An 11,988-nucleotide genomic window follows, 5' to 3' on the forward strand; every position below is an offset into this window, starting at 1 on the left:
GGTTTTTGTGCAGTTTCCATGAGATCAGAGGAGGCGGAGATGACCGAGAACGGTCAGGTGCTGGTGACGGGTGTCGGAGCGAGGACCCCCGTCGGCGCCGACGCGTCATCGTCCTGGTCGGCGCTGCTGGCGGGGAAGTCCGGGGTGCGCGCCCTGGAGGAGGAGTGGGCCGCGGACCTCCCGGTGAGCGTCGCGGCCGGACTCACCGAGGACCCGGCCGCCGCGCTGCCGCGTACCCGGGCCCGGAAGCTGGACCGCAGCGAGCAGCTCGCGATACTCACCTCCCGCGAGGCCTGGCAGGACGCCGGCGCGCCCGAGGTCGAGCCCGAGCGGCTGGCCGTGGTCATCGGTACCGGCACCGGTGGTGTGCTCACCACCCTCGGCCAGGACGACCTCTTCGAGCAGTCCGGGGCGCGCCGGCTCTCGCCGTTCGCGGTCCCGATGCTCATGCCCAACGGGCCGGCCGCCTGGGTGAGCATGGACCTGGGCGCCAAGGGCGGGGCCAGGACGCCGGTCAGCGCCTGTGCCTCCGGTGCCGAGGCGCTGGCGATGGGCCTCGACCTGCTCCGCGCCGGGCGGGTGGACGTGGTGGTCGCGGGCGGCGTCGAGGCCTGTCTGCACCCGTTCACCCTCGCCGCCTTCGCCCAGATGAAGGCGCTCTCCCCGCAGTTCGAGGACCCGGAGTCGGTGTCCCGTCCGTTCGACGTGGCCCGCAGCGGCTTCGTGATGGGCGAGGGCGCGGGGATCATGGTGCTGGAGCGTGCCGGCTTCGCCCGCGCCCGCGGCGCCAGGACGTACGGCGCGCTGGCCGGCGCCGCCGTGAGCTCCAGCGCGAACCACATCACGGCCTCCGACGCGGCGGGCCAGGTCCACGCCATCGAGACGGCCCTGCGGGACGCGGAACTGACCCCGCGGGACATCGGCCATGTGCACGCCCACGCCACCTCCACCGAGTCCGGCGACCTGGCGGAGGCCGAGGCGATCGGCCGGGCCGTGGGCACCCATGCCGCGGTCACCGCCACGAAGTCCATGACCGGCCACATGCTGGGCGCCTCGGGCGCGGTGGGCGGGCTGGCGGCGCTGCTGGCGCTCCGGGACGGGGTGGTGCCCGCCGTCCGCAACCTCGACACCCTCGACCCGAGGATCGAGCTGGACGTGGTGCGGGGCGAGCCGCGGACCGGCCGGTGGCACGCCGCGCTGGCCAACTCCTTCGGCTTCGGCGGCCACAACGTGAGCCTGGTCTTCACGGCGTGAACCGCGTGAACCGCGTGAACCGCGTGGCCGGGCGGCCGGGAGGTCACGCCCCCACGTGATCAAGCGGCCCTGACCACGCGGGAGCCGTCCGTGCGAGAAGGGCCGCCGGGGACGGCCCGGCGGCCCTTCTCGCACGTCCGCGGGCGCCCCGGCGCCCCGGGGCTCAGCGCTCCACGAGGGCGAAGAGGCTCTCCCAGCGGGCGACGACCTCGTCCGTGGAGAACCGCTGGATGTTCTCGCGGGCGGTGTCGCCCATGGTGTCCCTGAGGTCCTTGTCGGACATCAGGGTGTCGAGGTGGCGGGCGAACTCGGTGATGTTCCCCGGGGGAGCGAGGAGGCCGTCCACGCCGTCCGAGATGATCTCGTGGACGCCGGGCGCCACATCGAACGCCACACACGGCACGGCCGTCGCCATGGCCTCCATGGGGGCCAGCGGGAAGCCCTCGCCGCGGGAGCTGAGCGCGAAGACCGCGCTCTCCCGCAGGGCGCCGGGCACATCGGCCGTACGGCCCATCCAGGCGACCGAGTCGGCGATCCCCAGCTCGGCGGCCTGCTTGCGCAGCGCCTCTTCCTCCTCGCCGGAGCCGTAGATCCGCAGCGTCCAGTCGGGGTGCCGCGGTGCGACCTTCGCCCAGGACTCCAGCAGCAGGTCCACGCCCTTCTCCTCGTGGAGCCTGCCGATGCTGACCACGCACTTGCGGGAGCGGTCCGAGGGGACGTCGGGGAAGAACGGCAGCGGGTTCGGCATGAAGCCGACGTTGTCCATCCGCTGCCGGATCCAGCGGTCGGCGTCCTCCCGGGTGAGCGTCAGCATCCGGTCGACGTCCGCGTAAAACCGCTTGACCCGGCCGAAGCGCGACGACTTGCGGCAGGTGTCGAACGACTCATGGCTCATACCGATCACCGTCAGCCCGGCGGTGTCGGCCAGCGCGACCCATTCCATGGCCCACACCTGCGTGACGATCACCACGCCGCCCGGCTTCGCCGCCCGGAACAGCGCGCTCATCTTCGCCGCCTGCTCCCGCATGCCGGCCTCGCGGGCGGCGCGGCGGCGCTGCTCGACGAGGTTGAGCCGGCCCTTGAGGCCCCGCGCGGGGCGGACGGCCGGCGGATGCTCGGCGTAGAGGGTGGTCGTCCCGAACGGCAGGTCGTCCGCCAGCTCGTGGACCCGCCCCTCCGGCGGCGGCACCACACCGATGATGTGCACCCGGTGGCCCCGCTCGCTGAACAGGCGCGCCATCTGGTGCGACCAGCTGGTGATGCCGCCCATCTCGTTGACGCTGTTGGAGACGAAGAAGATGTCCCGCGGCTCGGCTGCGTACGACTCGGTCATCAACGGCTCCACTGCGCGAAGAACTGATCGACGATGCTCTGGGCGGCGTTGCCCTGGTCGAATTCGCCGAACTTGGCGACGAATTCCTTGCGGCTCCCGGCGTATTCCGCGGACTGCGACTCGAACGACTTGATCGCCTGGTGGAAATCCTCCTCGGTGCGGACCACCGGGCCCGGAGCGTGCTCCAGCAGATCGAAGTAGGTGCCCCGGCCCTCGTGCACATACTCGTCGTAGTCGTAGGTGAAGAACACCAGCGGCCGGTCGAGCAGCGCATAGTCGAACATCACCGAGGAATAGTCGGTGATCAGCCCGTCGGCCAGCTCCAGCAGCGGCGTCACATCGTGGTGCGCCGATACGTCGATGACCCGGCCCTCCACGGTCGGTGGCAGCACCACGTGATTGAGGTAGTGCGAGCGCACCAGGAGGACATAGCGGTCGCCGAACCGGTCGGCGAACCGCTCCACGTCGAAGGGCAGGGCGAAGCGTCCGTGCCGGCCGCCGGCCTTGCGGAACGTCGGTGCGTAAAGCAGTACGGTCTTGTCGGCGGGAATGCCCAACTCGGCAGCCAGCGCTCCGCGTTCGCGCTTTCCGAGGGCCGTTTCCCGCTCCCGGGCGCGGACCAGCGCGTCATTGCGAGGGTAGCCGACCCGCAGCAGGGTCTCCGGCTTGAGCCGGAAGGCCTTGGCGAGCGTGCGCACATCGTGCTCGGAGCGGATCAGGAACCGGTCGAAACGGTCCAGCGAGCGCTGCTGCTCCTCCTGCTGCCGACGGGTCTGCGCCTTCAGCGCCGGCTGGTCGAAGCCCATGTTCTTCAGCGCGGAGCCGTGCCAGGTCTGGAGGTAGGTGGTCTCCGGACGCTTGGTGAGCTTGAGCGGGTAGCTCTGGTTGTCCACCCAGAACTCCGCCTGCGCCAGCGCCTTGAGGTAGGGCAGCGACCAGCGCCGTACGAGCGTGACGCCCTTCGGGAAGTTCTTGGGGGACCCGGCGTACGACCAGATCGCCTCGAACTCCAGGCCCTGCCGGCGCATCTCCTCGTAGATCGCGCGCGGGCTGTCGCTGTACTGCTTGCCCAGGTGGCTCTCGAAGACCACCGTGCGCTTCTTGACCGGCAGCCGGCTGAACACCTCGTGGTAGGCGCGGAGCTTGTTGTCGCCGGAGGTGACCTTCTTGCGCAGCTCCTTCGCCTTGCGGTAGCCGGTCTTTGCCAGTGTCCCCGGCCTGCCGTGCACCCCGCGGGTGATCAGGTCCTGGACGCGCTCGGCGTTGCGGTTCTCGCTGACCAGGCGGAACGCCAGGTGGCCCTTGGCCGAGACATGCGGTTCGAGGTGGTCGGCGACCATCCGCGACAGCCGCGGCCGCACCGGCAGCCCGCCGGACAGCTCGGTGTCGGCGACGGTGAGCCGGGTCGTGGTGCGCACCCCGTCGACGTCCAGGCGCAGCCGGACGTCCCAGATGGTGTCCACGATGCCCAGCGGGCGCAGCTTGGCGGTGAGGTCGGCGGTGGTCTCCCAGTGGACGGTGTCGCCGTCGTGGCGCAGCATCCGCACCGGGAAGTGGAAGGACTGCAGGCTGCGCCGCCGGGCGCTGAACTCCAGCTCGCCCTTGAGCCGCGCTCCGGGCGGGATGATGCCGAGCGGGTTGGTGATCCGGCCGGTCAGTGACACGGACCTGCCGGACACGTCGAAGCCGGTGAGCTGGTTGCGCAGGAAGAGCTGGTTGACCGACTTCTCGTGGTAGCCGATGTCGGTCACGTCCAGCACGTCGCGCCCGAACGGGTCGTCGGTGTAGCCGTCGCACCAGAAGATCCGCCCGTCGTGCTCGGCGAGCGGCGAGGAGAGCTTGTCGCGGTTGATGAGCGTGTCGACGGCCGGGATCAGGTGGTCCCAGTCACCCTGCTGGAGCAGGTACGCACAGATGGCCTGTATCGGCTGCACCCGCTCGTACGCCTCGGGCGCGATGCTCGCGAGGTATTCGCGGGAGAGTTCGGCGAACTCCCGGCGGTAGGCATCGTCGCGGAACGGCAGGTCCCGCAGATGCAGCACCAGGTCGTGCTTGAGGAATTTGACGTCCTTGGCGAGTTTCATTTCGCTCAGCCCGCGGGCCGCCAGCAGGGCGTCGATACGCCGGTGGATTTCCAGCCGGTGGGCGTAGTTGCTCATTTCGTGGCGCCGGTTCGTCACCGACTTCACGGCGGCCCGCTCATGAACGTGCCAGAAATAGACCTGATTGGGGATCAGGGTGATGCGCCGGGCCGCCAGATATGCGTCGGCGATAAACATCAGGTCCTCGTAGAACATCCCCTTGGGGAATCGGAGATTGTTCTCGATGAGGAAATCGCGGCGGTAGCACTTGTTGGTGGAAAGGGTGTCCCACACGAACAGGTCCGGCAATTCCGTGACGGATTCCAGCGTACGGGTCGTGGAATACAGCCAGGCGTACCACTCGTCCCGCTTCTGGTTGCGGGTGTCCAGATGCAGCCGGACGCACAGACCGGAAACGATGTCCGACCCGGTTTCCTCGGCCGCCTCCAGCATATTCCGGCACGCATTGTGTTCCAGGACGTCATCGCTGTCCAGGAACATGACGTACCGGCCCTCGGTGTGCTGGATTCCGGCATTCCGCGGCTCGCCTCCCGCACCGCTGTTCTCCGGCAGCTGGAAGGCTCGGACCCGCCCGGGATGACCGGCCGCGAGGTGCTGCGCCACTTCGAAAGAACGGTCGGTGCTGCAGTCGTCGACGATCACCACCTCGACGTCCCGGAGCGTCTGGTCCAGCACGGACTGGACCGCGGTCGGCAACCGGTCGGCGTCGTTGTAGACGATGACGACTACTGAGACGTCAGGCACAGGCACCTCAACCCTCTTTCGCTACTGTTTCCCGCCAGAATAGCCCTGTCTGTCCCCCAGGATTACAACCGATCGCGTCCGTGACACTACGGACCGTGAGTCACGGAGGTATCGGGAAGGGCGCTTCGGCGTTCGGATCGTGACCACGCGTCAGCCTTGTGATCCGCCTGCCCGGGCAGGCTCCGGCCAGCAGGGAAGACGGGTGCCCCCGCGAATCGGTTGCCTGCCGGGCCCGGGTGGCGCGTGTTGCGATCAGACATTTATCGGATTCCGTGCGAAGCGAGCGGGAAGGCGCCCCCGGAGAAGCGGAAGGAAATGACAGTTCGAGCACGGGGGAAGCGTGCGACGGCAACGGAAGAGAACAGACACGGGCAAGGCGGCGGCAGGAGAGTGGCAAGCGGACGGCAAGAAGGCGGCAAGAGCGCGGTGAGAACACGGCGCGGCAACGGTGAGAGCACGGCCGGGGATCGAATTCCCGCAATGGCGGCGCCGGGGCCGCGCGACGGTGCAGTGGCAGGAGTGCCGGCCGGCCGCGCGCGCCGCCCCCGGCACCCGGCCGGGCACCTCTCCGCCCTCCCGTACGTCCTCCTCATGGAGGAGGTGCCGGCGCGAGTTCGGGGAAAGATCCTGCTCAAGAACTAGCGACGCCCCTTTGCCAAGCCATTACGCTTGCCGTCAAGGCCGCGCACGGCGGCCATGGAGGAGTGAGATGAGGAGCAGCAACCCGGTCTTCTCGCGTCGGGGGTTCAGCCGCGACACCGGCTACGCGGGCTTCAACGCGCCGCCGCAGGCCGGGGGCGCCGCGAACCCGTACGCCGGGACGAACCCCTACGCACAGGGCGGCAACCCGTACGCCCAGGACCCGCAGCAGGCCACCCAGGCGCCGCCGCAGTACGCGCCGCAGACCCGCCCCATGACGATGGACGACGTCGTCGCCCGTACGGGCATGACGCTCGGCACGGTCATCGCGGGCGCCACCGTCGGCTGGCTCTTCCTGACCGAGAACCTCGGCTTCGCCGTCGGCGCCGGTCTGGTCGCGATGGTGCTGGGCTTCGTCCAGTCCTTCAAGCGCAAGCCGTCGCCCGCGCTGATCCTGGCGTACGCGGCCCTGGAGGGAATCTTCCTCGGCGCGCTCAGCGGCTACATCAACCTGCTGCCGAACATGAACGGCGCCCCCATGCAGGCGGTGCTGGGCACGATGGCGGTGTTCGTGGCCATGCTGGTCGCCTACAAGACGCGGATCGTGCGGGTCACCGCCCGCTTCACCCGCTTCGTGATGATCGCGGCCCTGGGCTTCGTCCTGCTGTCGCTGGTCAACGTCCTGTTCATGGCGTTCGGCGGCGGTGAGGGCCTCGGCTTCCGCAGCGGCGGCCTGGGCATCGTCTTCGGCATCGTCGGCGTGGTCCTCGGCGCGCTCTTCCTGGCCCTGGACTTCAAGCAGGTCGAGGACGGCATCGCCTACGGCGCCCCGCGCGAGGAGTCCTGGCTCGCGGCGTTCGGCCTGACGCTGACGCTGGTGTGGATCTACATGGAGATGCTGCGGCTGATCTCGATCCTCCGGGGCGACTGACCCGGAGCGGCGCCGGGCACTCCGCGCGCCGCACGAGCCGTACGAAGGGCCCGCGGGCATTGCGCCCGCGGGCCCTTCGGCGTGGTGAAACGTGGTGAAACGTGGTGAAAGAGGAGTGTCCCGAGCCGGACCGGGGCGGGGCCCCGTCACCGGGGCTCAGAACTTGCGCGCTGCGCGCCTGAGATCGTGTTCATGGACGATTGCCTTGGCGTGCCCGTAGGCGAGATTGTGCTCGCCGCGGAGCCAGCTGACCTTTTCGTCGAAGCGGAAGAGAGCGGGACCCTCCTCAACGGTGCGGAGCCAGTCGGAGATTTCCCGGCCGGTGCAGTGCGGGATACGAGAGAGCATGTTCCGGTGGGTCTCTTCGGAGAAGAGCTGAGACATCGGCGCCTCCGGACGCGGTCGATGCTGGTTCTTCAGCCCACCGTGCCTGAGCGTTCGGGCGTTGGCAACCACCCCGGGGTGGCGCATAGGCTCACGGCGTGCTTGACGTGACCCCCTTGCAGACCGCCGTCGACGCCCTCGCCGACCGCCTCAGGTCGCTGCCGCAGAGCAGGCTCCACCGCGGTGCCGCGGCCGAAGGGCTGGCGCTGGCCCGGCGGTTGGCGACCCGGGCGCAGCTGATCGAACGGCCGGGGGAGCCCCCGCGCGAACTGCCGGACGCCGGCGTGTTCGCGGTCGGCGACCAGCTGGCCGTGGCCGGCCACGACCTCGTCGAGGCGCTGCGGGCCGCGGCGCTGAGGATGGCCGACGGAACGGGGGATTCTGACGCGAAAGCGGCCCCCGCCGACGAACTGGCGGAGGCCGTGCGAGAGGTCCGGGCGGCGGCGGAACGCTGCTGACGCGCGCCGCCGCGCCGGGTCAGAGCGAGGCGATGACGCGGTCCGCGAGGACGTAGACGCTCTCCTCGCGGCTCTCGCCCCAGGAGAAGGTCAGCGCGTACGCGCCGGAGATGCCGGAGCCGCCCAGCAGCACGGGGGCGTGCCCCGCGTGCAATGCGCCGGCCACGCGCTCCGCGGTGTCGCGCTGCCCCGGGGTCAGGCAGAGCGTGGTGCCGTCGGTGAAGACGTAGACGTCCAGGGTGCCCAGCGGGCCGGGGCGGACGTCCGCGAGCGGGGTCGCCTGCTGGGCAAGCTCCTCCAGGCGCGCGACGGTGCGCTCGTGATCGCTGACCGCCGGGGACGGGGAGAAGTCGGGGTGCGAGGGGTGGCGCCGGCGCGCGGCGGCCAGCTCGGCGGATTCGGTCTCCTCGACCGGCTCCAACTCCGGCGCGTCCAGGGCGTCCATGGACTCCAGCGCGTCCATCGCCTCCATGGCGTCCGGGCCCAGCAGCGGTTCGAGCCCGGCGAGGTCCGCCTGGCGGGGCAGGAACGGCTGGATGTCGAGCCGGTCGGAGTCGCGCTCGGGCAGGTCGCGCTGGTCGGCGCGGGCGTCGAGCAGTCCCTCGTCGCCGAGGCCGACGAGGCCGCCCAGCAGCGACGGGGCGTCGGCGGCGTCCCGCGCCTCCTGCGCGGCCCAGAAGGCGCGGGCCTCGGCGAGTTCGCGCTCCCGCTCCTCGGCCAGGGCGTCGGCGACGGCGGCGCGTATGTCGGCGAGCGGGGTCTCGGCGGCCGGGCTGGTGCGGGCGGCCGGGATGGCCGCCGCGGCCGGGTGCGCACCGGCGCCCGCGGCGGCGTCCTGGCGGGCCGCGCCGAGCTCGGCGTGCAGCTCGGCGATCTGGCGGCGCAGGGCGCGGGCGGTGTGCAGGGCGGCGGCGCCCAGCGCCACGGCGACGGCCGCGGCCACTAGCAGGACGAGGGTGGTGACGCTCATGCCGAAACCTCTCTCCGTTCGGTCCCGCATGCGCGAGACGCGCGCCGTTCGATGCCTCGCCGGTGGCGCTCGCTCATGCGTCCTCCCCACTTCGCTCGGCGGCCCTCTTCGCGCGGGCCGCGCATCGGTTCGCGGACCGGCCCCGGCCCGCGGCCGGGATGGCCCCCTTGATGCGCTCGCTCACGGGATCACTCCAGGTAGCGCGTCGCTGACCGGCGTACTCCCGTTAGCAGAATGTTCTCCGACTTCCTACATCAGGCTGCCGGGGGTCGGCGACCGCTCCGGGTGCGCTATGTCCCGAAAAGGCGGGGAGGTGGGGCTCCCCGCGCCGGGGCTTCCCCCTGCTGACCTGCAAGAACGCCTCTCCCCCAGGGCGTTGGTCACAATCCTGGGGGAGATTGGGTCGCGATCTCGTTAACGAGTGGCGCGGGTCACGCCGTGTCGCCGCCCGTATCCGGACGACAGCGAAGGGTGTGCGCCGGGCGGCAGTTGGTCCTTTTTGCCGCGCTCCGGTGTGAGCGGGGCGGGGGAGCTGCGATGGGGGAGGGGGTCGGGGTGCGCGGTACGCGGACCCCGACCCCCTCCGCTGCGGCTCAGCTCAGCCGCTCGTGTTCGTGGTCGCGCTGAGCTTCGCTTCCGCTGCGGGTAGGTGCCGGGTACTCGTACCTCGCACCCGCCCCCTACCCTCCGCTACAGCTCAGCTCAGCCGCTCGATGACCATCGCCATGCCCTGGCCGCCGCCCACGCACATCGTCTCCAGGCCGAACTGCTTGTCGTGCCACTGGAGGGAGTTGATGAGGGTGCCGGTGATGCGGGCGCCGGTCATGCCGAAGGGGTGGCCGACGGCGATGGCGCCGCCGTTGACGTTCAGGCGGTCCAGGTCGATGCCCAAGTCGCGGTAGGACGGAATGACCTGGGCGGCGAACGCCTCGTTGATCTCGACCAGGTCGATGTCGGAGACCGAGAGGCCGGCCCGCCGCAGCGCCTGCTTGCTGGCCTCGACCGGGCCGTAGCCCATGATCTCGGGGGAGAGGCCGGAGACGCCGGTGGAGACGACCCGGGCCAGCGGGGTCAGGCCCAGCTCGCGCGCCTTGGTGTCGGACATGACGACCAGCGCGGCGGCGCCGTCGTTCAGTGGGCAGCAGTTGCCGGCGGTCACCAGGCCGTCGGGGCGGAAGACCGGCTTGAGGCCGGAGACGCCCTCGACGGTGACGCCGGCGCGGGGGCCGTCGTCCTTGCTGACGACCGTGCCGTCGGGCAGCGTGACCGGGGTGATCTCCCGCTCCCAGAACCCGTCGTTGATCGCCTTCTCGGCGAGGTTCTGGGACCGGACGCCGAATTCGTCCATGTCCTGGCGGGTGACGCCCTTGAGGCGGGCGAGGTTCTCCGCGGTCTGGCCCATCGCGATGTACGCGTCCGGGATCAGGCCGTCCTCGCGCGGGTCGTGCCAGTCGGAGCCCTCCTGCTCGGCGCGGGCCGCGGTGCGGGCCTCGGCGTCGGCGAAGAGCGGGTTGTGGGTGTCCGGCAGGCCGTCGGAGCTGCCCTTGACGCTGCGCGAGACGGTCTCGACGCCGGCCGAGATGAAGACGTCGCCCTCGCCGGCCTTGATGGCGTGCAGCGCCATGCGGGTCGTCTGGAGCGAGGAGGAACAGTAACGGGTGATGGTGCAGCCGGGGAGGTGGTCCATCCCCATCTGGACGGCCACGATGCGGCCGAGGTTGTGGCCCTGCTCGCCGCCGGGGAGGCCGCAGCCGAGCATCAGGTCGTCGATGTCCTTGGGGTCCAGCTCGGGGACCTTGGCGAGGGCGGCCTCGATGATCTTCGCGGTCAGGTCGTCCGGACGCAGGTCCTTGAGCGAGCCCTTGAAGGCGCGGCCGATCGGGGAGCGGGCGGCTGAGACGATCACGGCTTCGGGCATCACACGGCTCCAAGTGCGCGGGAAAACGGCGGACTGTGAGGGAAGTTACCTGCACGTAGCGCTGAGGTCACGGGGTCCGCGCTGTGATGCGGGCCTCTTTTCTAAGCGCGCGCTTATGGCAACGGCGAGGGGCCGCGGGGTATTCCCGCGGCCCCTCGGCCGGTGATCGGGACGCCGCCCCGGGGCGGCGTCGGTCAGCCGGTGACCGACGAGGGGTCCGCCGGGTCCGGCACCGGCAGCTGGCGGCGCCTGCGGTGTTTGAGCAGGGCCCAGGGCGCACGGGAGGCGGTGACCTCCGTGCCGCCCTCGGACGCCGCCTCGGCGGCCGCCTGCTCGACCGGCAGCAGCCCCTCGCCGCGTGCGGGCTCCGGCTGCTCCTTCTCCGGCCACAGGCCGAGCGAGGCGCACAGCGTCGGCAGGACGGCCATCGCCGCGGTGGCGTAGCCCTCGGCCGACGGGTGGTAGTTGTCCGGTCCGAACAGCTCCCGCGGGTTCGCCTCGAACTCGGGGCCGAGCAGATCGCCGAGCGAGACCGTACGGCCGCCGCTCTCCACCACCCCGATCGTCTGGGCGGCGGCGAGCTGCCGGGAGAGCCGCCGGGCCACCCAGCGCAACGGCTGGTAGACCGGTTCGATGGTGCCCAGGTCGGGGCAGGTGCCGACGACCACCTCGCAGCCCGCGGCGCGCAGCGTGCGCACCGCATCGGAGAGGTGGCGCACGGACTGCGCGAGCGGCATCCGGTGGGTGACGTCGTTCGCGCCGATCATGATCACGCAGACGTCCGGGACGTCCGCGCCGTCCGCGAGCATCAGCTCCACCTGGCGGGGCAGGTCGTCCGACTGCGCGCCGGGCAGCGCCACGTTGCGGAAGTCGACGGGCAGCTCGGACAGCGCGGCCAGGCCCGAGGCGAGCAGCGCGCCGGGGGTCTGGCGGGCGCGGTGGACGCCCTGGCCCGCGGCGGTGGAGTCGCCGAGGAAGCCCAGCCGCAGCGGCCGGCGGTCGGTGCGGTGGTCGAAGGCGGCGCCGTAGCGGCCGTCGGCGCACGGCGGAATGTCGCTGGAGCCGCCGACCGTACGGCGCGCCAGCCGGACCTCGGTCAGCAGCACACCGACCGCGGCCACCCCGAGCAGCCCGATCCCGCCGCCGCCGACAGCGGCGGCGGTCGCGATCCGCCGGGCCACTCTGGCCCTGGACATCGTCATCGGCATGGGCCGGGCACCTCCCCGCGCAGTGCGGGCGCGCCCCGGCCCGCGGC

Annotated in this window: 9 protein-coding genes; 3 read left to right on the plus strand and 6 right to left on the minus strand. The window is 71.3% G+C overall.

Going from position 1 to position 11,988, the window contains the following annotated elements; all coding sequences use genetic code 11:
• Nucleotides 1-39 precede the first annotated feature (39 nt).
• Nucleotides 40-1,254: a beta-ketoacyl-[acyl-carrier-protein] synthase family protein gene (locus tag K7396_RS22080; protein WP_086721391.1), complete on the plus strand. Its 1,215-nt coding sequence runs from the start codon at nt 40-42 to the stop codon at nt 1,252-1,254.
• Nucleotides 1,255-1,417: 163 nt separating this feature from the next.
• On the opposite strand, the gene K7396_RS22085 is transcribed toward K7396_RS22080, so the two are convergent.
• A complete protein-coding gene (locus K7396_RS22085) occupies nt 1,418-2,587 on the minus strand; it encodes a glycosyltransferase (protein ID WP_086721392.1) in 1,170 nt (389 codons plus the stop codon).
• Entirely contained in the window at nt 2,587-5,433 is a 2,847-nt protein-coding gene (locus K7396_RS22090) for a bifunctional glycosyltransferase/CDP-glycerol:glycerophosphate glycerophosphotransferase (RefSeq protein WP_086721393.1), read from the minus strand. Before K7396_RS22090 ends, K7396_RS22085 begins: the two co-directional genes overlap by 1 nt.
• A 709-nt stretch (nt 5,434-6,142) precedes the next feature.
• Between K7396_RS22090 and K7396_RS22095 the strand changes: the two genes are divergently transcribed.
• On the plus strand, nt 6,143-7,003 hold the full coding sequence (locus K7396_RS22095) for a Bax inhibitor-1/YccA family protein (RefSeq protein WP_086721394.1): 861 nt from the start codon (nt 6,143-6,145) through the stop codon (nt 7,001-7,003).
• A 156-nt stretch (nt 7,004-7,159) separates the two neighbouring features.
• Here the strand turns inward: K7396_RS22095 and K7396_RS22100 are convergent, their stop codons facing one another.
• A complete protein-coding gene (locus K7396_RS22100) occupies nt 7,160-7,387 on the minus strand; it encodes a DUF4287 domain-containing protein (RefSeq protein WP_030088455.1) in 228 nt (75 codons plus the stop codon).
• Nucleotides 7,388-7,485: 98 nt separating this feature from the next.
• Between K7396_RS22100 and K7396_RS22105 the strand changes: the two genes are divergently transcribed.
• A complete protein-coding gene (locus tag K7396_RS22105; RefSeq protein ID WP_086721395.1) occupies nt 7,486-7,845 on the plus strand; it encodes a hypothetical protein in 360 nt (119 codons plus the stop codon).
• Nucleotides 7,846-7,864: 19 nt separating this feature from the next.
• Here K7396_RS22105 and K7396_RS22110 read toward each other — a convergent pair whose 3' ends face one another.
• The 3 genes from K7396_RS22110 to K7396_RS22120 all read right to left on the minus strand — a co-directional run bounded on the left by K7396_RS22110 (nt 7,865) and on the right by K7396_RS22120 (nt 11,941).
• Entirely contained in the window at nt 7,865-8,815 is a 951-nt protein-coding gene (locus K7396_RS22110; protein ID WP_152104882.1) for a hypothetical protein, read from the minus strand.
• A gap of 697 nt (nt 8,816-9,512) precedes the next feature.
• Entirely contained in the window at nt 9,513-10,733 is a 1,221-nt protein-coding gene (locus K7396_RS22115; protein WP_152104881.1) for an acetyl-CoA C-acetyltransferase, read from the minus strand.
• A 194-nt stretch (nt 10,734-10,927) separates the two neighbouring features.
• Entirely contained in the window at nt 10,928-11,941 is a 1,014-nt protein-coding gene (locus tag K7396_RS22120) for an SGNH/GDSL hydrolase family protein (RefSeq protein ID WP_086718986.1), read from the minus strand.
• Nucleotides 11,942-11,988 lie beyond the last annotated feature (47 nt).

Origin of the sequence: Streptomyces angustmyceticus (genome assembly GCF_019933235.1) — a bacterium.
GTDB lineage: Bacteria > Actinomycetota > Actinomycetes > Streptomycetales > Streptomycetaceae > Streptomyces > Streptomyces angustmyceticus.

Coding starts and splice junctions, on each gene's coding strand:
- K7396_RS22100 (WP_030088455.1), bottom strand. CDS start 7,387: ATGTCTCAGCTCTTCTCCGAAGAGACCCACCGGAACATGCTCTCTCGT.
- K7396_RS22115 (WP_152104881.1), bottom strand. CDS start 10,733: ATGCCCGAAGCCGTGATCGTCTCAGCCGCCCGCTCCCCGATCGGCCGC.
- K7396_RS22095 (WP_086721394.1), top strand. CDS start 6,143: ATGAGGAGCAGCAACCCGGTCTTCTCGCGTCGGGGGTTCAGCCGCGAC.
- K7396_RS22120 (WP_086718986.1), bottom strand. CDS start 11,941: ATGCCGATGACGATGTCCAGGGCCAGAGTGGCCCGGCGGATCGCGACC.
- K7396_RS22110 (WP_152104882.1), bottom strand. CDS start 8,815: ATGAGCGTCACCACCCTCGTCCTGCTAGTGGCCGCGGCCGTCGCCGTG.
- K7396_RS22080 (WP_086721391.1), top strand. CDS start 40: ATGACCGAGAACGGTCAGGTGCTGGTGACGGGTGTCGGAGCGAGGACC.
- K7396_RS22085 (WP_086721392.1), bottom strand. CDS start 2,587: ATGACCGAGTCGTACGCAGCCGAGCCGCGGGACATCTTCTTCGTCTCC.